The sequence below is a fragment of the Tepidimonas sp. genome (assembly GCF_036824975.1).
Taxonomy (GTDB): Bacteria; Pseudomonadota; Gammaproteobacteria; order Burkholderiales; family Burkholderiaceae_C; genus Tepidimonas.
Window position 1 is genome coordinate 1 of record NZ_DAISZC010000024.1, and the last position, 21,155, is coordinate 21,155.

General features: G+C 66.7%; 24 protein-coding genes. 6 read left to right on the forward strand and 18 right to left on the reverse strand.

Annotation, left to right across the window (positions count from 1 at the left end; genetic code table 11):
* Positions 1-136: 136 nt before the first annotated feature.
* The 3 genes from V7Z54_RS04425 to V7Z54_RS04435 all read left to right on the forward strand — a co-directional run bounded on the left by V7Z54_RS04425 (position 137) and on the right by V7Z54_RS04435 (position 2,267).
* Positions 137-901, forward strand: coding sequence for an enoyl-CoA hydratase (locus tag V7Z54_RS04425; protein ID WP_334134656.1), 765 nt, complete (start codon positions 137-139; stop codon positions 899-901).
* A gap of 83 nt (positions 902-984) precedes the next feature.
* Positions 985-1,476: a thioesterase family protein gene (locus V7Z54_RS04430; RefSeq protein WP_334134658.1), complete on the forward strand. Its 492-nt coding sequence runs from the start codon at positions 985-987 to the stop codon at positions 1,474-1,476.
* Between the two features lie 17 nt (positions 1,477-1,493).
* Positions 1,494-2,267 (forward strand): glycosyltransferase family 25 protein, encoded by a 774-nt coding sequence (locus V7Z54_RS04435; RefSeq protein ID WP_334134660.1) that lies wholly within the window; start codon positions 1,494-1,496, stop codon positions 2,265-2,267.
* On the opposite strand, the gene V7Z54_RS04440 is transcribed toward V7Z54_RS04435, so the two are convergent.
* The 4 genes from V7Z54_RS04440 to V7Z54_RS04455 are packed head-to-tail and all read right to left on the reverse strand — an operon-like array spanning position 2,226 to position 5,909.
* Entirely contained in the window at positions 2,226-3,416 is a 1,191-nt protein-coding gene (locus V7Z54_RS04440; RefSeq protein ID WP_334134662.1) for a glycosyltransferase, read from the reverse strand. The genes V7Z54_RS04435 and V7Z54_RS04440 overlap by 42 nt on opposite strands.
* Positions 3,413-4,711, reverse strand: coding sequence for an O-antigen ligase family protein (locus V7Z54_RS04445; RefSeq protein WP_334134665.1), 1,299 nt, complete (start codon positions 4,709-4,711; stop codon positions 3,413-3,415). The genes V7Z54_RS04440 and V7Z54_RS04445 overlap by 4 nt, the downstream gene beginning before the upstream one ends.
* A gap of 34 nt (positions 4,712-4,745) precedes the next feature.
* On the reverse strand, positions 4,746-4,970 hold the full coding sequence (locus tag V7Z54_RS04450; RefSeq protein WP_334134667.1) for a zinc-finger domain-containing protein: 225 nt from the start codon (positions 4,968-4,970) through the stop codon (positions 4,746-4,748).
* A 3-nt stretch (positions 4,971-4,973) separates the two neighbouring features.
* Positions 4,974-5,909: a branched-chain amino acid transaminase gene (locus V7Z54_RS04455; RefSeq protein WP_334134669.1), complete on the reverse strand. Its 936-nt coding sequence runs from the start codon at positions 5,907-5,909 to the stop codon at positions 4,974-4,976.
* A gap of 521 nt (positions 5,910-6,430) precedes the next feature.
* Between V7Z54_RS04455 and V7Z54_RS04460 the strand changes: the two genes are divergently transcribed.
* The gene (locus tag V7Z54_RS04460; RefSeq protein WP_334134671.1) at positions 6,431-7,252 is read left to right on the forward strand and encodes a hypothetical protein; all 822 of its coding nucleotides are present in this window, start codon (positions 6,431-6,433) and stop codon (positions 7,250-7,252) included.
* A gap of 16 nt (positions 7,253-7,268) precedes the next feature.
* On the opposite strand, the gene V7Z54_RS04465 is transcribed toward V7Z54_RS04460, so the two are convergent.
* Genes V7Z54_RS04465 through V7Z54_RS04490 form a run of 6 tightly spaced genes read right to left on the reverse strand, consistent with a single transcriptional unit; the run spans position 7,269 to position 13,108 of the window.
* A complete protein-coding gene (locus tag V7Z54_RS04465) occupies positions 7,269-8,402 on the reverse strand; it encodes a protein-glutamate methylesterase/protein-glutamine glutaminase (protein WP_334134672.1) in 1,134 nt (377 codons plus the stop codon).
* 17 nt (positions 8,403-8,419) lie between these two features.
* The gene (cheD, locus tag V7Z54_RS04470; RefSeq protein WP_334134674.1) at positions 8,420-9,055 is read right to left on the reverse strand and encodes a chemoreceptor glutamine deamidase CheD; all 636 of its coding nucleotides are present in this window, start codon (positions 9,053-9,055) and stop codon (positions 8,420-8,422) included.
* Positions 9,052-9,891: a CheR family methyltransferase gene (locus V7Z54_RS04475; protein WP_334134676.1), complete on the reverse strand. Its 840-nt coding sequence runs from the start codon at positions 9,889-9,891 to the stop codon at positions 9,052-9,054. Before V7Z54_RS04475 ends, cheD begins: the two co-directional genes overlap by 4 nt.
* A gap of 25 nt (positions 9,892-9,916) precedes the next feature.
* A complete protein-coding gene (locus V7Z54_RS04480; RefSeq protein ID WP_334134677.1) occupies positions 9,917-12,229 on the reverse strand; it encodes a chemotaxis protein CheA in 2,313 nt (770 codons plus the stop codon).
* Between the two features lie 24 nt (positions 12,230-12,253).
* Positions 12,254-12,616, reverse strand: coding sequence for a response regulator (locus V7Z54_RS04485; RefSeq protein ID WP_334134678.1), 363 nt, complete (start codon positions 12,614-12,616; stop codon positions 12,254-12,256).
* A 30-nt stretch (positions 12,617-12,646) separates the two neighbouring features.
* Entirely contained in the window at positions 12,647-13,108 is a 462-nt protein-coding gene (locus V7Z54_RS04490; protein ID WP_443082427.1) for a hypothetical protein, read from the reverse strand.
* Between the two features lie 396 nt (positions 13,109-13,504).
* Here V7Z54_RS04490 and V7Z54_RS04495 point away from each other — a divergent pair, with 396 nt between their 5' ends.
* On the forward strand, positions 13,505-14,599 hold the full coding sequence (locus V7Z54_RS04495) for a hybrid sensor histidine kinase/response regulator (RefSeq protein WP_334134680.1): 1,095 nt from the start codon (positions 13,505-13,507) through the stop codon (positions 14,597-14,599).
* Positions 14,596-15,225, forward strand: coding sequence for a response regulator transcription factor (locus tag V7Z54_RS04500; RefSeq protein ID WP_334134682.1), 630 nt, complete (start codon positions 14,596-14,598; stop codon positions 15,223-15,225). Before V7Z54_RS04495 ends, V7Z54_RS04500 begins: the two co-directional genes overlap by 4 nt.
* A gap of 80 nt (positions 15,226-15,305) precedes the next feature.
* Here V7Z54_RS04500 and fliR read toward each other — a convergent pair whose 3' ends face one another.
* The 8 genes from fliR to V7Z54_RS04540 form a co-directional block, all read right to left on the reverse strand.
* Positions 15,306-16,082 carry a flagellar biosynthetic protein FliR gene (gene fliR, locus V7Z54_RS04505; RefSeq protein WP_334134683.1) on the reverse strand — a complete coding sequence of 259 codons (777 nt, stop codon included), beginning with the start codon at positions 16,080-16,082 and terminating at the stop codon, positions 15,306-15,308.
* A gap of 10 nt (positions 16,083-16,092) precedes the next feature.
* Positions 16,093-16,362, reverse strand: a complete 270-nt coding sequence (gene fliQ / locus V7Z54_RS04510) for a flagellar biosynthesis protein FliQ (protein ID WP_334134685.1) — start codon at positions 16,360-16,362, stop codon at positions 16,093-16,095.
* 103 nt (positions 16,363-16,465) lie between these two features.
* Complete coding sequence (gene fliP, locus V7Z54_RS04515; protein ID WP_334134701.1) at positions 16,466-17,215, reverse strand: flagellar type III secretion system pore protein FliP; 750 nt, start codon at positions 17,213-17,215, stop codon at positions 16,466-16,468.
* A 41-nt stretch (positions 17,216-17,256) separates the two neighbouring features.
* Complete coding sequence (locus V7Z54_RS04520) at positions 17,257-17,694, reverse strand: FliO/MopB family protein (RefSeq protein WP_334134686.1); 438 nt, start codon at positions 17,692-17,694, stop codon at positions 17,257-17,259.
* Positions 17,695-17,714: 20 nt separating this feature from the next.
* Positions 17,715-18,149, reverse strand: coding sequence for a flagellar motor switch protein FliN (fliN, locus tag V7Z54_RS04525; RefSeq protein ID WP_334134688.1), 435 nt, complete (start codon positions 18,147-18,149; stop codon positions 17,715-17,717).
* Positions 18,139-19,152 carry a flagellar motor switch protein FliM gene (gene fliM, locus V7Z54_RS04530; RefSeq protein WP_334134689.1) on the reverse strand — a complete coding sequence of 338 codons (1,014 nt, stop codon included), beginning with the start codon at positions 19,150-19,152 and terminating at the stop codon, positions 18,139-18,141. Before fliM ends, fliN begins: the two co-directional genes overlap by 11 nt.
* Positions 19,153-19,179: 27 nt before the next feature.
* Positions 19,180-19,710 (reverse strand): flagellar basal body-associated FliL family protein, encoded by a 531-nt coding sequence (locus V7Z54_RS04535; RefSeq protein ID WP_334134690.1) that lies wholly within the window; start codon positions 19,708-19,710, stop codon positions 19,180-19,182.
* A gap of 226 nt (positions 19,711-19,936) precedes the next feature.
* Positions 19,937-20,626 carry a flagellar hook-length control protein FliK gene (locus V7Z54_RS04540; RefSeq protein ID WP_334134691.1) on the reverse strand — a complete coding sequence of 230 codons (690 nt, stop codon included), beginning with the start codon at positions 20,624-20,626 and terminating at the stop codon, positions 19,937-19,939.
* Positions 20,627-21,155: the final 529 nt, after the last annotated feature.

Here is a 21,155-nt window from a genome sequence, read left to right on the forward strand (position 1 = left end):
GCCGCAAGCTGCGCTACGGCATGGTCACCATGTGTGTGGGCATGGGGCAGGGTGCGGCCGGCATTTTCGAGCGTGTGTGACACACAAGCGCACAGGCTTACCCCGATAATCGAAGGACAACCGGAAAGCGCACACGATGTCTGACATTCTCGAACACACCGAAGGGGGCGTCCTGACGCTGACTCTGAACCGTCCTGCACGGAAGAACTCGCTGACCAGTGCCATGTACGCGACACTGGCCGATGCGCTGGCGCGTGCGGCCTCGGACGCTGAGGTACGCGTCGCCGTCATCCAAGGCAGCGAAGCGGTGTTTTCCGCCGGCAACGACATCGAGGAATTTCTGTGCCAGCCCCCGGCTGGGCTGGACAGCCCTGTGTTTCGCTTCTTGCGTGCCATCGCCACGTTCCCCAAGCCGCTGGTGGCGGCGGTGTGCGGGCCGGCGGTGGGCATCGGCACCACGATGCTGTTCCACTGCGATCTGGTCTATGCCGGGGACAACGCCGCGTTTTCCATGCCGTTTGTCAACTTGGGCCTGTGCGCCGAAGGGGCGTCGAGCCTGATTGCGCCGCAGATGCTGGGCTACCACCGTGCAGCCGAGGCGCTGCTGATGGGCGAGCCGATCTACGCCGAGGCCGCGCTGGAGGTGGGGCTGGTCAACAAAGTGCTGCCGCCCGGGGAAGTCAACGCCTACACGCAGCAAGTGGCGCGCAAGCTGGCGGCCAAGCCGCTGACCTCGCTCGTCGAGACCAAGCGCCTGATGAAAGGCGCGCAGCAGGACGCCGTGCTGCAGCGCATGACCGAGGAAGGGGCGGTGTTTGGTCGCATGCTGCGCGAGCCGGCGGCCAAGGAGGCCTTTGCCGCTTTTCTGGAAAAGCGCGCGCCTGACTTTAGCCGGGTGTGATGGCCGGCGGGACCAGCGAGCTGAACTCGTAACGTGGTACCCGCCCCCTGGTCTTTTCTTTGTCCACTTCGCATACCAGGTCGATGACGCCCATCGTTCATCCCCCGGTGCCATCCGTGGCTTTCGAGGACGAGTTCCTCGAGGGTGTACGGCAGATCTTCGAAGAGAAGATCGTATTCAACCAGGTGCTGGGCCTGCGTGTGACCCAGATTGCGCCGGAGCGCGTGCGCGGGCACATCGCCATGCGGCCGCAGCTGGTCGGCCACTTCGCATACAACCGCATCCACGGCGGTGTCATCAGCGCCGCGCTCGACGCCATGGGGGGTCTGGCGGTGATGGCCGCCATTGGCGCGCGTCACCTCGATGAACCCCCGGCGCAGCGCTTGCAGCGCTTTGCCAAGCTGGGCACCATCGACCTGCGTATCGACTATTTGCGTCCCGGCATCGGCGAAACCTTCGATTTGGAGGCCGAAGTTCTGCGTTTGGGTTCGCGCGTGGCTTCCACCCGCATGGCCTTTCTGGCGGTGGACGGGAAGCTGCTGGCCTGCGGGGCGGCGGCTTACATCGTGTCGTGAGGCCAGCGGTGCAGTCCATGTTGCCCATCGTCTACATCAACCTCGACCGCGACGTGCAGCGTCGGGAGCGCATGGAAGCGTTGCTCGCACCACTGCCTTTCCCGCATCAACGTCTGGCAGGTGTGCTGTGGAGGAAACTTAGTGCGGCCGAGCAGGCACAGCTGTACTCGCCAGCGCTCAATGCCGTACAGTTTTTTCGACCGCTGGCCGATGGCGAGAAGGGCTGCTACGCCAGCCATCTGCGCGCCTGCGAACACCTACTGGCGTCCCAGAACCCCGCTGTGGTTGTGCTGGAAGACGACGTGTCGCTGGAGACGGGCTTTGCCGAAGTGGTCCACGCGGTGGCGCAGTTGCCGGCCGATAGCTGGGATATCGTCAAGCTCTACAGCCGTGAGGGGGAGCAGCCATGGGGCGAGCGGCCCTTGACGCCTAATCATCGGTTGATCACATACCGGCGTGTGCCAAGCATGAGCAACGGCTATATCCTTAGTCGCAGCGGCGCGCGCAAGCTGTTGGCGGGGCGTCGTCCGTTTGGGCGGCCGGTTGACGTCGACGTGCGTTACTGGTGGGAGTGTGGTTTGCGGGTGGCGGGGGTGACGCCTGCTGTCGTCACGATGGGGGCCATCTCTGAATCGAGCAGCATCTGGTCGGGGGGACGCCACCGACGAAGCTGGGGCGAGCGTTGGGTTCGCTGGAGGTTGCAGCTCGACTACACGATTCGCAACGCCTGGTACCGCCGACAGCAACAGTTACCGGCTGTGGGACCCATCGGGCGTTCGGAGTTCGGTTGAAGACTCCGGGGTTTCTCTGTCATCGTCCGTCACCAAGCGGCGGAACAGTTGCCAGTAAGCTGCCCGCATGACCAGACGATCGAAGCGCGCGCGTACCATCTGTTGGCCGGCCTTGGCCAGTCGCTGCCCCTGGCATTCGTTTGTGATGAGAGTAGCCAATGTGTGTGCTAAGGCGTGTGCGTCGCCATGTGGCACCAGCAACCCTGTGTTCCCGTCGTCGATCACTTCCCGAATGCCCTCCACATCGGAGCCTATGGCACAGCATCCGCTGGCCATGCCTTCGATCAGCGCCAAGCCCAGTCCCTCGTAGTGGGAGCTGAGCAGACAGTAGCGGACGCGGCCATAGAGAGCGGGCAAGTCGTCGACCGGACCGAGAAAACGTACCCACGGTGCGACGCCGAGTTGCTCGACCAAGCGCTCGGACCGGGCCCGCCAGCGACGGCTGCCGCCTCCGGCCACATAGAAGACCAACGGCGTGCCCTGGTCCACCAGCAGTCGCGCCGCGCGAATCAGCGTTTCGTGGTCCTTTTGCCGTGCAAACCGGGCCGCCATCAACACGGCGGATTCGCGCTCATCCCAGGGCAGACCAGATGGCCAGCGGGACAGGTCGATGCCGTTGTAAATCGTGATGCACCGCGCGGGGGGATGCCCCAGCCGCACCAGTGCCGCCCGCACCGCATCCGAAACACCGACCAGCGCATCGGTGCGGCGCGCCAGCCAACGTGACTGCCACAGCAGCCACCAGCCGTAGCGCTCACGCACATTGTGCTCGACATGCACCAGATGCGGCACCCCGGCCATGAGCCCGGCGTAGCGCCCCCACAGGTGGTCACTAAAACCATGGGCGACGAGAATGTCTGGGCGCCAGGTGCGGCAGATCTGCCACAGGCGCCAGATCGCAAGTAGGCGAGGGCGTGGCACAACGTCGACCGCCAGCCCACGTGCGCGCAACTCAGAGATACGCGCTGCCGGATCGTTGGCGCGACGCCGCAACACCAGCAGCGTCTGCTGTTGCGTGTCGTCTCCGCACAGGTCGACGGCCACCTGTGTGGCCCCTGAGAAGCCACCAGTGGCGAAATGCAAAACACGCAGGCGACGCCCCTGTCGGCGTAGCCCGGTGAGGTTGGTGTCGGCGCTTCGGTCACTCATGTGCGGCTCGCCGTGCGCGGGCAGCACAGTGCCCCGATCCACAGCAGGTTCATGAACAAGTACATCATGTTGCCGCTGTTGTGGGCAAACATGACCTGTGTCAAACCAAATCCTATGAAGCCAACCACCAAGACCAGTCCTGAGGCGGCAATGGCTTGTCGTTCGTCACGCTCCGTGCCGGGCGGCAGCGTCCTAGCGTGCCGCAGCGCTGTTCCATACACCACGAGCGGGACACCGTAAAACAGCGCAAGGCTCGTGATACCGAGAAGACCGGCCTTGGCCCACAGGTCCAGCCATTCATTGTGGGCGTGCCCAAACCGAAGCACCACCGGTGGGGCTTCGCCGGTTTCGACGCGCCGCTGCTTCTCCAGCGCATAGCCCGCTTCACTCCACCCCAACCAGGGACGATCCCATCCCATCTGCCAAGCCAGCTCCCAATGCGCCAGCCGGTGCCCGATCGAGTTCTCGCTTACCCGGGCTTGGTGATACAGCGTCCATTCCTGACGGATGTGTTCGATGCGGTTTTCAAGCGCTGGCCATTGCAGAGCCAGCAAAGCACCCGTGAGCGCACTAACCACCGCGATGGGGCCCCACGTTCGCCATCGGGGTGCAGGCTGTCTATCGCCCCGCGATGGCGTTCGGTGCAGCCACCACATCAGCAGCACGAGGGCAGGGGCGATGATCCAGCCTCCCCTCGTGCCAGAGGCCAGCGATGCATAAACGCCCGCTGCGACCGCACCCGCTGCCCACCAGCGTGTCACGCCGTTATGGGCGTATCGCCACCACAAGGCACTCCACAAAGCGAGCAAGAGCGCGATATTGCCAAACTGAATGGCATTGGTATATCCGGAAGCCCGTTCGGCTCCCAACCCATGGACTTGCCAAGCCGCGGTCAATCCCGCCAGCCAGGCCCCTGTCCAACAGCCGCGCCGTAGCCACACGCTGGGCGGGGTGGCACGGCACAGGGCTGGAATGGCCAGCAGAGCGAGGACATATTTGGCCGTTCGATCGAAGTCGCTGGGTTTGATGCCTGCTGTCCAGTCGATATCCAGGCGACCGATCCAAATCAGCGCCATGGCCGCCGTCGCCAAGCTGAAAGCGGCCAGTGCCTTCGACGAGTCACACTGATTTCGCCAGGGGGGTGTGACCAGTGTCCACGCCCCGGCCATCACCATGAGCAATGCACCCCAGGAGTAACCACTGGGCAATGCCAGGCTCAATGCAGGCAATACGAAGGCCGCAACGGCCAACAGGCGATTTACGGCGCCGCCTGGGCGCGTGTTAGTGAAGTCCATTGCAGAGCGGCTCAAGCGAGCTGCGCTGCGCGGGTCAATGTCTGCGTCCTGCAGACTCGCCAGCGCGCAGCCGATACACCGTTGCGCAGTACGGACACGCGGCCTCACCGGATTTCGCGACATCCAGGAACACGCGCGGATGGCTGTTCCACAGGTCCATGCCGGCCTTGGGGTTGGGGCAAAACACGCCGCCATGGGCGTTGAGGTCGCTGGCGGCCAGCTCGACGATCGCCGGTGGGGTGAAGGTGGCGGTGCTCATGGTTCAGACCAGGGTCAGCCAGTGGGCGTACTTGGGGTTGCGGCCGTTGACGATGTCGAAGAAGGCGCTTTGGATTTTTTCCGTGACCGGGCCGCGCTCGCCGGCGCCGATCTGCACACGGTCGAGTTCGCGGATCGGGGTGACCTCGGCCGCGGTGCCGGTGAAGAAGGCTTCATCGGCGATGTAGACCTCATCGCGCGTGATGCGCTTTTGTACCACCTCCAGCCCCAGGTCGCGCGCGATATGCAGCACCGTGTTGCGGGTGATGCCGTTGAGCGCGCCGGCCGACAGGTCGGGGGTGTAGATGACGCCGTCCTTGACGATGAACAGGTTTTCGCCCGCGCCCTCCGACACGAAGCCGCTGGGGTCGAGCAGCAGCGCCTCGTCATAGCCGTCGTCGGTGGCCTCCATGTTGGCCAAGATGGAGTTGGTGTAGTTCGATACCGTCTTGGCCTGCGTCATCGTGATGTTGACGTGGTGGCGCGTGTAGCTGGAGGTCTTGACGCGGATGCCGCGCTTGAGGCCTTGCTCGCCCAAATAGGCGCCCCAAGCCCATGCCGCCACCATCAGGTGCACGCGGTTGCCCTTGGGGCTGACGCCGAGCTTTTCGGAACCGATCCAGGTCAGCGGCCGGATGTAGCCGCTCTCCAATCCATTGGCGCGCACCACGGTGCGCTGCGCCTCATTGACTTCCTCCATCGTGAAGGGGATTTTCATGCGCAGGATCTTGGCGCTGTTGAACAGGCGCTGGGTGTGCTCCTGCAGGCGGAAGATGGCGGTGCCGCGCTCGGTCTTGTAGGCCCGCACGCCCTCGAAGGCGCCGCAGCCGTAGTGCAGGGTGTGGGTGAGCACATGCACTTTGGCGTCGCGCCAATCGATGAGCGCGCCATCCATCCAGATTTTGCCGTCACGGTCATGCAGCGGGAGCGGGGTTGCCATGTGGGATTCCTTGCGATGCGGGCCGACCCGGACCGTGTCGCAAAAACCGGCTCTCGGGCGGATGATGGGATATGGCAATTGTAGTGGCCCCACCGCCGGCCGTGACGGTGGGGCAGGTTGGGGTTGCGGTCGCCCTGCGCACGCCAGAGGCAGCGTCACCGCTGCCCTGGATGGTGGATAGGGGGGATGGAACGGCTTGGCGACGGAACGTCACGCCGACCGCAGCCCTAGGCGCAGGAGGAAGATGAGTGACAGACCGCGGTGTTTTTTCCTGATACGGGCGGGCCGACTGCAGCCCGAAACGGCGGGGTGCAGGCAGCACTGCTGCACGCGCCCCAGCGGGTCCACAGACCGAGCGCAGTTCGGCACGGCGGGGCCAAGCGGGGCGCGCCTGCCGGCGGCTGCGAGCCCAAAGCTGGAAAAAAACCACATTTCGCCCTAAAGTCGGGCTCAAGACAGCCGATAACGAAGATGAACCCGGGGCATGGGTCCACAGGGTGAGAGTTCGCGAGGGGTGCGCCATGTTGACCATATCTTCGATTGCTGTTGCGCCGATGCCGCAGGCTACGCCGCCGGTTGCGCGTGCGCAGCCGGCGGCGGCCGTGCGGCCCAGTAACGCCGTGGCCCGCGAAGAGACCGGGGCGGGGGTTACGCCGCAGGGGGAGGTGGCGCGTGTGCAGGCGCAGGGTGCGCCCTCGCCGCTGGCGCCGGTAACGCCGCCCCAGGAGGGGCAACGCGCCGACATTTTCAACAACGCCGCTGCTCCTGAGCGCTCGGGTCTGCCGCCAGCGGGTGCAGACGGGCAGCGACGCGCGGACGGGGTGCCCAGGCCGGGGGCCGCGGGTGCGTCAGATCAGGGCGGCGCAGCCGCGCGCGCGGCTGACGCGGGTGTGGTCGCCGACGCGCCCGGCGGGGCGCAGCAGCCGGCTGGCGAGTCCGGACGCAGCTCGCGGGCAGCGCCCGATGAGGTGGCGGCCGACCTGGCTGCGCAACGCGATGCCGCACGACGTGCCGAGACGGCAGCGGGGCCGCGCGGGCGGGAAGAGGCCGACGCCTCTGCGATCACCGTCAAAAACCCGGCGCTGGAGGCGCTGGAGACGCAGATCAAGGAACTGCTGCCCAACATGTGGAAGGCCAGCCGTGCCGCGGTGGACATGATGATCGGCGAGGAGGCGCGTGCCGCCGCGCAGGAGCGAGCCAAGCGGCTGGAGGAGTTGCAGACCCGTCTGCTGGCCAAGCCGCTGGCCGCTCTGCCGCCCGAAGAGGCAGCACAGACCTACTCCGCCACCCAGCAGGGCGAGCCGCCTGCTGTGGCGGGTACACGCATCGACCGCTTGGCCTGAGAGCGCGCCAGCGGCGTCAGATGCGGTGCCGCACGCCAGCGGTGGCCACGCGCTCCATGATCGCGCGCGCGATCTGTTTCAGCGGCAGCACCTCGTGCACCGCGCCTGCCTGGATCGCCATCTTCGGCATGCCAAACACCACGCAGCTCGCTTCGTCCTGCGCGATGTTGTAGGCGCCGGCATCGCGCATTTCCTTCATCGCTTCGGCGCCGTCACCGCCCATGCCGGTCAGCATCACGCCAATGGCGTTGGGGCCCAGCACGCGGGCACAGGAGCGAAACAGCACTTCGACCGAGGGTTTGTGCCGGTTGACCGGCGGCGAGTCATCCACCACCGCCACGTAGTTGGCGCCGCTGCGGCTCAGGTAAAACTGCTTGCCGCCGGGTGCGATGTAGGCGTGCCCGGGCAGGATTCGTTCGCCGTCGTGTGCTTCGGCCACGCGGATGCGGCACAGACTGTCCAGGCGCGCGGCGAAGCTGGCCGTAAAGCCGGCAGGCATGTGCTGCGTGATGACAACGGCTGGTGCGTCCGGGGGCAGCTCGACCAGGATTTCCTTGATCGCCTCGGTGCCGCCGGTGGAGGCGCCGATGCAGATCACCTTTTCCGTGCTCAGACGCAATGCCGGCGCCGCTGCGGATGACCCTGCCTGGCCGGAAGGCGCCGATGCCGCAGTGGGGGAAGCAGCCCCCGCCATGCGGGCTGGAGCGGGCGCGGCGGCCGGGGCAGCCGCCGGAAGGCGGCGCACGTGTGCGCGCGCGGCGATGCGGATTTTTTCCACGATGTCGTCGGCGAGCTGCTGCAAGCCGGACGCTACTCCCAGCCGAGGTTTGGCGACGAAATCGACGGCACCCAGTTCGAGCGCGCGCAACGTCGTCTCAGCCCCCTTTTCGGTCAGCGTGGACACCATCACGACGGGCATGGGCCGCAGGCGCATCAGCCGCGCCAGAAATTCCAGGCCGTCCATCTTGGGCATTTCTACGTCGAGCGTGATGACGTCGGGGTTGCGCTCGCGGATGATCTCGCGTGCCATGTAGGGGTCGCTGGCGACGCCCACGCAGGTCATATCGGGCTGCTTGTTGATGATTTCGCTCAGCAGACTGCGCACCAGCGCCGAGTCGTCGACCACCACCACCTTGATCTTGTCGGGCATACGAAAAAAACGTAACGTCAGAACAGATCCACGGTGCCGCCGGCGTTGGTCTGCGCCAGGCGCGTCGCCACGCCCTGGCGTTCCTGCGACTCGAGCGTATCGGGGTGGGCGTGGGCCAGCCGCTTGACCATGGCTTTGCCTGTCACCGGAAAAAACACCACCTTGCGCGGGTAGATGTCCATCACATCCTTGGAGACGACCGGAATGCGCTCGGTGGCGAGGTAGTCCAGCACGAACTGGGTATTGCGCTCACCGACGTTCATGCTGGTCATGCCGGCGATGACCGCACCGCCACCGAACACCTTAGCCTGCATGTACTCGCGCGAGGAACCGCGCTTGATCAGTTCGTTGATCAGCAGTTCCATCGCGTAAGACCCATAGCGCCCGGTGGTGTCGCCCGCGCCCTCAGGCAGCATGAAGTGATTCATGCCACCAATGCGCAACCGCGAGTCCCAGATGCAGGCGGCGATGCACGAGCCCAGCACCGTCATGATCAGGATGTCCTCGTCGCTGACGAAATACTCCCCCGGCAGCACCTTTGCGGCCGCATACTTGAAGTGCTGGTCATAGAAGAAAAAGGAAGCCTCCCCCGGCTTGCGCGGCCGTGACTTGAGCAGCTGCACATGCTGTGGGGTGCGCACGGGTGGGCTCATACTTTTTCGTAAATGGTTTTTCCGCGCAGCCGGAAGAGATCACGCGCGTCGCTGAAGTTTTCCGCGTGGCCGACGAACAGCGTGCCGTGCGGCTTGAGCAACCGGTGCAGCCGCCGCAACACCTGGCGCTGCGTCGCATGGTCGAAGTAAATCATCACATTGCGACAGAAAATGGCGTCGAATTCTTCGCGCAGGGACCAGTGCTCCTCGACCAGATTGAGCGTGAAGAACTGCAGGTGTCGCTGCAGCTCGGGCTTGACACGCGCCAAGCCCTCGTTGGCACCGGTGCCGCGCAGGAAATACCTGCGCAACTGCTCGGGGCTGACCGCACGCAGCTGCTCGAGTTTGTAGATGCCGCGCTGGGCGGTCTGCAGCACACGCGTGTCGATGTCGCTGGCCCAGACCCGGAACGCACCCTGGATGCCCAGCACGTCGGCCAGCGTGATGGCAATCGAGTAGGGCTCCTCGCCGGTGGACGAGGCACTGCACCACACCTTCCACTCGCGTCCGCTGCCGCCTTCGCGCACCAACCGCGCCAGTTCGACGAAATGATGATTCTCGCGGAAGAACGAGGTGAGGTTGGTGGTCAGCGCGTTGACGAATTCCTGCCACTCGTCGGCGTCCGGGTGGGCTTGCAGCCAGTCCAGGTAGTCGCGAAAGCTCAGGTGCCCCGTCTCGCGCAGACGACGCGAGACGCGGCTGTACACCATGGCCTGCTTGCCCTCATGCAGGCTGATGCCGGCGTGGCGGTAGATGAGTTGCCGGATGCGCTCGAAATCCTGCTGCGTCCACACGAACTCGCGTGTCTGCAGTGTGGCGGCGGCATCCGGCATCATGGTATCCGTCGGGCGGCAGACAGGGTCACTGGCGCACACGCCGCACCAAGGCAGACGTGTCCAGAATCAGTGAGACACTGCCGTCACCCAGAATCGTGGCCCCCGAGACATTAGGCACCTTGCGGTAGTTGGCTTCCAGGTTTTTGATGACGACCTGTTGTTGACCCAGCAACTCATCGACCACCAGCGCCACGCGCGAGCCGTCCGACTCGATGACGACCATGATGCTGTTGGCCGATGGATCCTCGCCACGGCGCGGCACCGCAAACAGGCGGTCGAGCTGAATGACGGGCATATATTCTTCGCGCACCTTCACCAGCTGGGCGCTTTGCGCCACGGTGTTGATGTCGGTGGCGGTGACCTGGAACGACTCCACCACCGACGACAGCGGCAGGATGTAGACCTCGTCGCCCACACGCACCGTCATGCCGTCCATGATGGCCAGCGTCAGCGGCAGGCGCACTTTGACGCTCATGCCGTAGCCCTCGGCCGAGTCGATTTCCACCGAGCCGCCCAGCGAGGCGATATTCTTCTTGACCACGTCCATGCCGACGCCGCGGCCAGAGACGTCGGTGACCACCTCGGCGGTGGAGAAGCCCGGCGCGAAGATCAGCTGCCAGACCTCCTGATCGCTCATGTCGTCGGAGCAGGGGATGCCGCGCTCGCGCGCCTTGGCCAGCAGCTTGGCGCGCGACAGGCCGCGGCCGTCGTCGCGGACCTCGATCAGGATCGAGCCGCCCTGGTGCGCCGCCGACAGCGTGATGGTGCCGACCTCGGGCTTGCCCTTGGCCAGACGCTCGTGCGGCAGCTCGATACCGTGGTCGCAGCTGTTGCGGATCAGGTGCGTCAGCGGGTCGGTGATCTTCTCGATCAGGCCCTTGTCCAGTTCGGTGGCCTCGCCGTGCGTGACGAGTTCGACCTTCTTGCCGAGTTTGCCGGCCAAGTCGCGCAGCATGCGCGGGAAGCGGCTGAAGACGACCGACATCGGAATCATGCGGATCGACATCACCGATTCCTGCAAATCGCGCGTGTTGCGCTCGAGGTCAGCCAGGCCGGAGAGCAGCTGCTGGTGCAGCGTGGCGTCCAGATCGCGGCTGTACTGCGCCAGCATGGCCTGCGTGATGACCAGCTCGCCGACTTGGTTGATGAGCTGGTCGATCTTGCTGACCGACACCCGCAGCGTGGTGGTTTCGAGCTGGGCACTGGCTGCAGCCCGGGCGGCCTTGGCGCTGTCGCGCGCACGCGCATCCGCCTGTGCGGCGGCGCCGGGCGCAGCGGCGGCACCCTCTGGCCCGGTGGCCTCCGGTGCCGAGTCGGTCTGGACGGCGGCCGCATGCTGCTCTGGTGTGACCGGATTGCCTGGCGCGCCGGCAAACAGGCCGTAGCCCTGTACCAGATCGGGCGCCGGGCTGGCCACACCGCGGGCGTCGGTGACGGTGGCTGCCACCGGGCTGCCGGGAGCGCCGGCAAACAGGCCATAGCCTTCTTCGATGACGTCTCGGCTGTGTTCGGCCGCGATGGTGCCGGCGGGTGCGGCGGCACCCCCCGCATCATCAGTCGGCAGCGGCTCCAGCACCACCTGCTCGCGTGCCACATGAAATGCGAACAGGTCGAGCAGCTCGTCGTTGCTGCCCGTCGTTTCGATGTCGTAGATCCGCACCGCGCCGTCATCACGCTGGCCGATGATGCGGCCCAGACCGGCGATGTCGCGGAACAGCTCTTGGATGGCATCGGCCTGGGCCATGTGCGTCAGCGGCCCGATGCGTGCCCGCAGGCGGCGCAGCGCGCCCGGGGGGGCCGCCGCCGGCATGCCCGCGGGGCCGACCGGCCCGGCCACGGGGGCCTGCGCCGGGGCAACAGCCGTCGATGCGGCAGCAGGCGCAGGCGCCGGCGCCGCCATCGGCGGGGGCGGGGCGGCCGTGGCCGCGGGGACCTGCCCCTGTGCCAGCGCGCGGATACGCGCCACCAGTGCACTGGTTTCGGGCGGCTCGCCGCCCAGGCCCTGGTGGCGGGCCAACAGGCCCTTGAGCGCATCGCTGGACTCCAGCAGCACGTCCACCATGGGCGCGGTGGGCTTGAGCTCGTGTCGGCGCAGCTTGTCCAGCAGCGACTCCATCTGGTGCGTCAGCTCCGCCACGTCCTCGAACCCGAACGTAGCCGCTCCGCCCTTGATCGAGTGCGCGCAGCGGAAAATGGCGTTGAGCGTCTCGTCGTCGACCGTGTCCAAATCCAGATTGAGCAGCAGCTGCTCCATCTGCTGCAGGTTCTCACCCGCCTCCTCGAAGAAGATCTGGTAGAACTGCGTCAGGTCGAAGCCGTCGGTTGCGGTGTCAGCCATGGCGTCGCTTTCAGGGTGGCAGGATCAACGGATCACCTTGCGAATGACCTCGATGAGCCGATTGGGATCAAACGGCTTGACGAGCCAGCCGGTGGCCCCCGCCGCGCGTCCCGCCTGCTTCATCTGGTCGCTCGACTCCGTGGTCAGAATCAAAATCGGCGTCGTGGCGTACTGGGGATGCTCGCGCAACTTGCGCGTCAGCCCGATGCCGTCCAGTCGCGGCATGTTCTGGTCGGTCAGCACCAAATCGAACTTCTGCTTCTGGGCTTTTTCGTAGGCGTCGACGCCGTCGACCGCCTCCACCACCTGAAAGCCCGCTCCTACGAGGGTGAACGACACCATCTTGCGCATGGACGCGGAATCATCTACGGCCAGGATCGAGTGCATGGGACCAACCTTTGGGCGTTCGGGATGACGTCAGAACAGCTCGACGGAGCCGGCGTCCATCTCGCTCTGGGTCACGGGATTCGGATTTTGCGGCAGGTGCGTCACCACCATCCCGACTTCGTCTTCTTCGGGCTCCATCACCTGCTCCGCCAGCATGTAGGCGCAGCCGCGCAGCACCTTGCCAGTGTGCACCAGCAGCTGCGTGGCCAAGTCGTGAAACTGCAATTCCAGCACCGCCTGGTTTAGCGTCTGGCGCAGCTCGGCAACCGCCCCCTCCGCGCCGCGCTCCGCCGCCAGCATCTCCGCCAGCGCAATGGCGCGGTTGAAACGGTCTAGCAAATTGCCGGTGGCGTGATCGAGCAAGCCTTCCAGGCGTTTGAGGTCGTTCATCGCTACCAGCAGGGAATCCTGCAGGTCGGCCACGGCAGCCAGCCGTACCGACACCGTCGGCTCGTCGTCCGGGTCGGGCGGCGCGGGGCGAGGCTCGACCACGGTAACCTCTTCCCGTGGCCAGCGCCGGCGCTGCGGGGTGGGGGAGGGAGCGGTGCTGTCTGCCATTGCGTAGCCCTGCAAGAGGCCCCAGAGTCGATGCAGTAACTATAACGGCAATCTGGCCCTCGGTCAGCCCACCCTGACCCGGTGGCGCGTTGCTTGGCCCGGCGCACGTTGGGCGGGTTGGTGTCGGCTGTCGGTCGCGCACCGGTTGCCGCGCGGACGGTACGCGCGTCACACGGTACCGTGGCCTCATACCCCGGGTGACGGTCGGGATACCGACAAGGGCCCGGTTTGACCCGGGAATCGCTCACAATATGGAGGGTCGAACCGGACGGGGCGCACGGGAGCGCGGTCCTGCTGTCCGGCTTCGCACCGCTTTTTCGGGTTTGCGCCGTGCTGCGACTGTTGCATCTGGAAGACAACCCCATCGACCACCAGCTGGTGGTGCGCGCCCTGCGCCGCGCCGAGGTCGAGGCGGAGGTGATGCTGGTGGATACACTGGCGGCGTTCCAGGCGGCGCTGGCGGCTGAGGCACCGACCGTAGACGCCGTGCTGGCCGACTACCATCTGGCCGGTTTCTCCGGCATGCAGGCCTGGGAGTGGCTGCAGGCCAGCGGGTATTCGCTGCCCTTCATCCTGGTGTCGGGCGCCATCGGAGAGGCCACCGTGGCTGACGCCATGGTGCGCGGTATCAGCGACTATGTGGACAAAAACCAGCTCGCGCGCCTGCCCCATGTGCTGCAGCGCGCGCTGGAGCTGGCGGCCACGCGCCGGGCGCAGGCCGAGGCCGCGCGTGAGCTGGCCACGTCGCGCCAGCGGCTGCTGGAGCTGACCGAGCACTTGCAAACCAGCATCGACCGCGAGCGCGCCGACATCGCGCGCGAAATTCACGACGACATTGGCGGGGCGCTGGCCGCGGTCAAGCTGGACCTGGCGTGGCTGGCGCGGCGGCTGGAGGACGCCGAGGCGCTGGGGCACGTGCAGGCGGCCCTGGCCATGACCGAGCACGCGCTGGGAGCGAGCCAGCGCATCATGCGCAACCTGCGCCCGGCGGTGCTGGACCAGGGGCTGATGGCGGCGCTGGACTGGCTGGCGCGCACCTTTGCCGAACGCACCGGTCTGACCGTGCAGCTGCGCGGGCGCGTGCAGGCGGCGCTGAGCAACCGGCACGAGATGGTGGCCTACCGCACCGTGCAGGAGGCGCTGACCAACGTGCTCAAGCACGCGCAGGCGCGGCGCGTCACCATCGACGTCAGTGATCTGGAGGGCCACCTGACCGTAGAGATCGCCGACGACGGGTGTGGCGCCAGCGCCGCCGAACTGGCCAAGGAGCGCTCGTTCGGGTTGCTGGGGCTGCGCGAGCGTGCTCAGTCCGTGGGCGGGTGGCTGGATGTCATTACCGCGCCGGGGCAGGGGATGACGCTGATTTTGTCGCTGCCGCTGGACGGGGCGCTGGCGGTGCGGTCCGCCGAGGAGGACGAGGCATGATCCGAGTGGTTTTGTGTGACGACCACGCCGTGGTGCGGCGCGGCATTCGCGACACGCTGCTGGAGGCCACCGATATCCGCGTGGTGGCCGAGGCGGACAGCTACCCCGCCCTGCGCGAGGCGCTGCGCCGCGAGCAGCCTGATGTGCTGCTGCTCGACGTCGATTTGCCCGGGCGCAGCGGGCTGGAGATTTTGGCCGTGCTGCACGAGGAAGACAACCCGGTGCGCACCGTCATGGTCAGCATGTACCCGGAAGACCAGTACGCCATCCGCTGCCTGCGCGCCGGGGCCATGGGTTACCTGAACAAGGGGGGGGACCCGCAGGCCCTGATCGCCGCGGTGCGCACGGTGGCGCAGGGGCGCAAGTACATCACGCCCGAACTGGCGGAGCTGCTGGCCAACCACCTGCAGGCACCCGTTGGCGGCGAGCTGCACGACACCCTGTCCGAGCGCGAGCTGCAGACGCTGCGCCTGATCGCCTCGGGCAAAAAGCTGTCGCAGATTGCCGAGGCGTTGATGATCAGCCCCAAGACGGTCAGCGTTTACCGCGCGCGCGTGCTGGAAAAGCTGGGCCTGAGCAACAACGCCGAGCTGACCGTATACGCCATCCGCAATAAGCTGGTGTAGCGCGGCTGGCCCGGGCACCGCTGACAGCAGGGTGGCGTCGTCGCGGCGTCGGCATATGGATGGCCTGCGCTCAAGGCGCGCTATATCCCGTACAGGGCCGCCAGGCGCTGCATCAACTGCTGCACCGGTTCGGCCAGCATGGGCAGCATTACCGCGATGCCAACCAGGCCTACCGACAGCGTCAGCGGAAACCCGATGGCAAACACGTTCATCTGCGGCGCAATGCGCGAGATGATGCCCATGACCACGTTGACGAACAGCAGCAGCGCGATCAGGGGCAGCGCGATGCCCAGGCCATAGGCAAAGATCAGGCTGCCCAGCTCGTGCAGGCGCATGCTGCGCAGCGCGGCCCAGCTGCCATCGCCCACCGGAAAGGCGACGAAGCTGGCCGCCACTGCCTGCAGCAGCATCAGGTGACCGTTCATCGCCACGAACAGCAGCATCGTCGCGTTGCCGTAAAAGCGCCCCACGGTGCTGGCTTGCGCGCCGGTGCTGGGGTCGAAAAAACCGGCAAAGTTCAGGCCCATCTGCAGGCCCACGATTTCGCCCGCCATTTCGATGGCGGCAAAGACGATGCGCGCTGCCAGCCCGATCGACAGGCCGATGGCGAGTTGCTGCACCACCGCTCCCAGCGCCTGTGGGCTGTTGAGCGGCAGCGTCACTGCCGCGGGCAGCGCCGGCTGGATGCACACCGCCATCACGAACGCCAGGCCAATGCGGGTGCGCAGCGGCACCGAGCGCGCCGACAGCAGCGGTGCTGCCGAAAACACCCCCAGGATGCGCAGGAACGGCCAGAACACCGGCGCAATCCACGCCATCAGCTGCGCCTCGGTGAAGGTCAGCGCCGGGGTGTCCATCGGGGGGGATTTAGACCGCGTAGTCGGGCAGCGCCAGCAGCACGCGCCGGATGTACTCCACCAGCGTGGTCAACATCCAGGGGCCCACCAGCAGCAGCACGGCAATGGCCGCAATCAGCTTGGGCACGAACGACAGCGTCGCCTCGTTGATCTGCGTCAGCGCCTGAAACAGGCTGATGATCAGGCCGACGACGAGCACGGCCCCCAGCACCGGGGCCGAGACGGCCAGCAGCGTGAACATGGCCTGCTGGGCCAGGGTGAGGACGGCTTGGGGTTCCATGGGCAGAATCCGGTCGGGGTGAATGAGGTCGGTGGCGGGCAGTGCGCTCGAGGGTGCCGTCGGGTGGCTCCGGTCGCTGCGGGCGCCGCGGCCCGCGCGGTCGCTACGGGGCGGCAAAACTGGCGGCCAGCGAGCCGATCAACAGGTTCCAACCATCGGCCAGCACGAACAGCATCAGCTTGAACGGCAGCGCCACCAGCACTGGCGACAGCATCATCATCCCCAGCGACATCAGCACGCTGGCCACCAGCATGTCGATGATCAGAAATGGAATAAAAATCATGAAGCCGATCTGAAATGCGGTCTTGAGCTCGCTGATCACGAATGCCGGCACCAGCACGCGCAGCGGCGCCTCATCGACCGTGGTGGTGGGGGGCAGCTTGGCCAGATTGACGAACAACTGGAAGTCGGCCTGCCGGGTCTGCGCCTTCATGAACTGGCGCATCGGCTGTTCGGCAGCGGCCACCGCCTGCTCGAAACTGGCCTGTCCGGTGCTGTAGGGCACGTAGGCGGTTTCATAGACCCGGTCCAGCGTCGGCCCCATGACGAAGAAGGTTAAGAACAGCGACAGGCCGATGATGACCTGGTTGGGGGGTGAAGCCTGCGTGCCCAATGCCTGCCGCAGCAGCGACAGCACGATGACGATGCGGGTAAACGCCGTCATCATCAGCAGGATGGCAGGCAGGAACGACAGCGCCGTGAAGAACAGCAGGGTCTGGATCGGCACCGAATAGGTGGTGCCGCCCGGCCCCTGGCCGATGACCAATGGCAGCTGACCCGGTGTGCCTTGGGCAGCGGCGTCGAGCGCACCCGCCAGCAGCGCCAGCGCAGCAACCCCGCGCAGGCCGTGCATGGCGAATGCGCGCAGCGCCATGCGATACTGGCGCACTTTTCTCATCGTGGGTCACCCACCTCAGCATCAGTTCCGGGCGGCGCCGCAGCCGCCTTCGGCCCTGCGTCCGCCGCGCCTCTGGTGCCGTGCAGCGCAGCACGCATCACACCGGCATAGTCGGACGAGCCTTCCGGCGCAGCGGGCTGTGCCTTAGCGGCGGGGTCGGGCGCCTTGGCGCCCAGCGGCCGCACGTGCAATGTGCGCACGTGCTGGGGCGTCACGCCCAGCGTCAGCTGCACCGGCCCGCCGGGCCCGTCCAGCTCCACCACGACGACACGCTGCTGCGGCCCCAGCATCAGCTGTGACACGACACGCAACGCGGCGCCGCCGCCAACGCCGGCGGGCAGGCGGCGGCGCAGCCAGCGTACGGCCCACGCCAGCACGGCCAGCCCCCCCAGCAGCGCCAGGGCCGGCACCAGTGTCATCGCATCGCTCGTCATGGGGTGGGCCGTGTGGGGTTTCAGTGCTTGCTCAGGCGTCGCAGACGCTCGGAGGGGGTGACGATGTCGGTCAGGCGAATGCCGAACTTTTCGTTGACCACCACCACCTCGCCCTGGGCGATGAGATAGCCGTTGACCAGCACGTCCATCGGCTCACCCGCCAGCGCGTCGAGCTCGACGATCGAGCCCTGTGCGAGCTGCAGGATGTACTTGATCGGCACCTTGGTGCGGCCCAGCTCCACCGACAGCGTCACCGGGATGTCCAGCACCATGCTGATGTCGTTGTTCCCGGTGGGGGCTGGTGCCGGGCCGTCGAAGTGTGGCGCACTGGCGAAGGCATCGCCGCTGCCGCCTGCGCCGGCGGTACCGCTTTGTTCCTGTAGGGCCTGTGCCCACTCGTCGGCCAGCGCCTGCTCGTCCACCGGGCCGGCCGGGGTGTCGTTGTCACTTGTCATAGTTCATTGCTCCGTGTGCGTGCCAGGTCTGGTCACTGCTGCGGATGGTGCGCACCACCTTCAGCGCATATTTGCGGTTGTGTGTGCCGTACTCGCACTCCAGCACCGGTACACCATCCACCTTGGCCTGGATGATCGGGGTGCGCTCCAGTTCGATGAAGTCGCCCACTTTCATCGCCAGCAGCTGCTCCACGGTGGCTTCGGCGGTCGCCAGCTCCGCCACCAGCTCCACCTCGGCGGCCTGGATCTCTTGGCTGAGCAGCTTTACCCAGCGCCGGTCGACTTCCATCGAGTCGCCCTGTGTGTTGGAGTACAGCAGGTCGCGGATCGGCTCCAGCGTCGAGTACGGGATGCACAGGTGCAGTGAGCCCGTGATGTCGCCGATCTCCAGCGTGAAGCTGGTGCTGACCACAATCTCACTGGGTGTGGCGATGTTGGCGAACTGCGGCTGCATCTCCGAGCGTTGGTACACCAGCTCCAGCGGGTAGATGCCTTTCCACGCCTTTTTGTATTCCTCCGACACCACGTCCACCATACGGTTGATGACGCGCTGCTCGGTGGGTGAAAAGTCCCGTCCCTCGATGCGGGTATGGAACTTGCCCGTGCCGCCAAACAGGCTGTCGATGACGCCGAAGATGAGCGTGGGCTCGCACACGATCAGGCCGCTGCCGCGCAACGGCCGCACCGCCATGATGTTGAAGTTGGTCGGCACCACCAGGTCGCGCAGGAACATGCTGTACTTTTGCACCTGCACCGGGCCGACCGACACCTCCGGGCTGCGGCGGATGAAGTTGAACAGACCCACGCGCAGGTTGCGGGCGAAACGCTCGTTGATCACCTCCATCGTGGGCATACGCCCACGCACAATGCGCTCTTGGCTGGAGAGGTCATAGGTGCGGATACCGCCCGTCTGCACCTCCTCCTTGGCCAGCTTCTGGCTTTCACCGGTGACGCCCTCGAGCAGGGCGTCGATCTCGTCTTGGGAGAGAAACGCGTCGCTCATGGTGTCCTCCGGCGCTGGGGCCGCCCCTTACTGCACGATGATGCTGGAAAACAACACCGCCTCCACCGGGCTGTAGCCGCGATGCTCCTCGGTGTCGGTGGTCTTGCGGATCAGCGTCAGGATTTCGTTGGCCAGCTCCTCCTTGCCCTCGGCGCTGAGCAGTTGGTCGGCGGTGCGGCGCGAAATCGCCATCAAGATGCCGTTGCGGATCGCCGGCATGTACTGCTTGACCAGGTCCGCCGTCGGCGCGTCCTCGACTTGCAACGTGATACCGACCTGCGCATAGCGCGTCGAGCCCGCATCGGCCAGATTCACCACCACCGCGTCCAGCGGCATGAAAGTCGGTGGCCCGGCGGGCTTCTTCGGCTTGGCCTTGGCCTCGGCCTTGGCTTTGGGGGCATCGGCGCCTTCCTCCTCCTCGTCGGCGCTCTTGCTCATCAGCAAAAAGGCTGCCGCGCCGCCGCCCAGCAGCAGTACGAGCAGCACGCCAATGATGATGATCAGCAGCTTCTTGCTTTTCGGCTTTTCCGCGGCGGCAGTTTCTTCGGATTTGGCCATGGTGGTGCACTCGGTCGAACAAAGCTAAAGGGTACGGTGGCGGTCGCCCTGCGGCGGCTGGCGTCACATCCCCTTGGGACATCAACGGCCAATTATTGTGGCATGCAGTGCCGTTACGACCTTCCTGCAGTGCCGATTGTGCGCCCCGCCGCCACCGGAGCAAAAGGACGAACAGCACGGCGCCGTCGGGGCTGTTGTGGCGAACGCCGTCTACCATCTGCCGGTGTCAGGCGTACACGTCCAGCCCGGTACTGCCGCGCCGCAGGGGGTGTGCGGCGGCAGCAGCGGCGGGGACGGTCAGCGCCACGCGCGTCTGCAGCATGCGGCCGGAGCGCCCCGGGTCGGCGGGGCGGTCGCCGCCCTGCCCGCGTGCGCCCACGTCCACCTGGCCCAGCGCCAGTCCGGCGCGGGCCATCGCGTCGGCCAACGCCGTGGGAGCCTGGGCCTGGATCAGCTGGCGCAGTGCGGCGTCGTCGGTGCGAAATTGCAGCTGCGCCACGCCGTCGGTCACCTGCACGTCCACCGTCAGCGGGGTGTCCAGGCCGTCGCGCACGTCGAAGCTGGCGCGCTGCGCGCGCCCGGCACTCCACAGGGAGACCTGGGCGCCGATGGCTTCGAATGCGCCGTGCAGCGCCTCGCCCAGCACCAGCCCGAAATCGTTCGCTGCGGCGCTACGGTCGAGGCTTTCCAGAGGGGATGGCCCGCCGGGGACGCCTGGCATGGCGGCGCCGCTGCTGCGGCCATCACCGTTGCTGCCGGTGTGGGCTGCCCCGGCGCCGGGGCGTTCGCCGCCGCCAACGGACGCGGCGGCTGCGCCCGCGGCGTCCGCGCCGGGCGTGCTGGGGCTGGCTGCGGCCGGGGCAACGGCGCTTGCCTGCAGTGGACGCGCCGCCACTGCTGCATCGGCGGCGAGCATGCTCCGGGTATCGGCGGCCGACGGCTGGGGAGCAGCGGCCCGGGATGCAGCGGTGGGTGCGCGCCCCTTGCTGCGCGCCGCCAGCGCGGCAGGCGACGGTGCCGCGGCCCCCTCATCGCGCTGCCCGACCCCCGGTGTGCGAGACAGCTGGTGCGGGTCGGTTGGCAGGCTGGCACGGTCGGGCGCGGCGTCCAGCGGGCCGGTCGCCACAGCAGTCAGTGTGTCGCGTACCCCGTCTGTGGGTGTCTGCGCGCCGCCTGCGGCGCGGTCGGTCTCCGCCATCGCGGCGGGCATCATCAGGCTTGCCAGTAGCGGGGCCATCCCGAGGGCGCTGGCGTCAGCGGAGCAGCGGGTGTCCGGGGCCGCGCACCGCTCATCGTCGTCGCTGTCCTGGCCGCCAGCTCTGCCGTCTGTGGCGACCACGTGGTCAGGACGAGAAGCTCCCCATTGTGGGCTGTTCTGGTGGCCGGCTGCGCCGTCAGCGTCGTTTGTGTTCAGGGCCTCGTCATCGGCGGCGACCAGGCCTTCC

Bases quoted from the DNA above. Each gene is read 5' to 3' on its own strand.
- V7Z54_RS04460 (WP_334134671.1), top strand. From the start codon at position 6,431: ATGTTGACCATATCTTCGATTGCTGTTGCGCCGATGCCGCAGGCTACG.
- V7Z54_RS04480 (WP_334134677.1), bottom strand. From the start codon at position 12,229: ATGGCTGACACCGCAACCGACGGCTTCGACCTGACGCAGTTCTACCAG.
- fliP (WP_334134701.1), bottom strand. From the start codon at position 17,215: ATGCACGGCCTGCGCGGGGTTGCTGCGCTGGCGCTGCTGGCGGGTGCG.
- V7Z54_RS04500 (WP_334134682.1), top strand. From the start codon at position 14,596: ATGATCCGAGTGGTTTTGTGTGACGACCACGCCGTGGTGCGGCGCGGC.
- V7Z54_RS04520 (WP_334134686.1), bottom strand. From the start codon at position 17,694: ATGACGAGCGATGCGATGACACTGGTGCCGGCCCTGGCGCTGCTGGGG.
- V7Z54_RS04455 (WP_334134669.1), bottom strand. From the start codon at position 5,909: ATGGCAACCCCGCTCCCGCTGCATGACCGTGACGGCAAAATCTGGATG.
- V7Z54_RS04435 (WP_334134660.1), top strand. From the start codon at position 1,494: ATGTTGCCCATCGTCTACATCAACCTCGACCGCGACGTGCAGCGTCGG.
- V7Z54_RS04465 (WP_334134672.1), bottom strand. From the start codon at position 8,402: ATGCCCGACAAGATCAAGGTGGTGGTGGTCGACGACTCGGCGCTGGTG.
- fliM (WP_334134689.1), bottom strand. From the start codon at position 19,152: ATGAGCGACGCGTTTCTCTCCCAAGACGAGATCGACGCCCTGCTCGAG.
- V7Z54_RS04535 (WP_334134690.1), bottom strand. From the start codon at position 19,710: ATGGCCAAATCCGAAGAAACTGCCGCCGCGGAAAAGCCGAAAAGCAAG.
- V7Z54_RS04440 (WP_334134662.1), bottom strand. From the start codon at position 3,416: ATGAGTGACCGAAGCGCCGACACCAACCTCACCGGGCTACGCCGACAG.
- V7Z54_RS04475 (WP_334134676.1), bottom strand. From the start codon at position 9,891: ATGATGCCGGATGCCGCCGCCACACTGCAGACACGCGAGTTCGTGTGG.
- fliN (WP_334134688.1), bottom strand. From the start codon at position 18,149: ATGACAAGTGACAACGACACCCCGGCCGGCCCGGTGGACGAGCAGGCG.
- fliQ (WP_334134685.1), bottom strand. From the start codon at position 16,362: ATGGAACCCCAAGCCGTCCTCACCCTGGCCCAGCAGGCCATGTTCACG.
- V7Z54_RS04445 (WP_334134665.1), bottom strand. From the start codon at position 4,711: ATGGACTTCACTAACACGCGCCCAGGCGGCGCCGTAAATCGCCTGTTG.
- fliR (WP_334134683.1), bottom strand. From the start codon at position 16,082: ATGGACACCCCGGCGCTGACCTTCACCGAGGCGCAGCTGATGGCGTGG.
- V7Z54_RS04425 (WP_334134656.1), top strand. From the start codon at position 137: ATGTCTGACATTCTCGAACACACCGAAGGGGGCGTCCTGACGCTGACT.
- V7Z54_RS04430 (WP_334134658.1), top strand. From the start codon at position 985: ATGACGCCCATCGTTCATCCCCCGGTGCCATCCGTGGCTTTCGAGGAC.
- V7Z54_RS04485 (WP_334134678.1), bottom strand. From the start codon at position 12,616: ATGCACTCGATCCTGGCCGTAGATGATTCCGCGTCCATGCGCAAGATG.
- V7Z54_RS04540 (WP_334134691.1), bottom strand. From the start codon at position 20,626: ATGCTCGCCGCCGATGCAGCAGTGGCGGCGCGTCCACTGCAGGCAAGC.
- V7Z54_RS04450 (WP_334134667.1), bottom strand. From the start codon at position 4,970: ATGAGCACCGCCACCTTCACCCCACCGGCGATCGTCGAGCTGGCCGCC.
- cheD (WP_334134674.1), bottom strand. From the start codon at position 9,055: ATGAGCCCACCCGTGCGCACCCCACAGCATGTGCAGCTGCTCAAGTCA.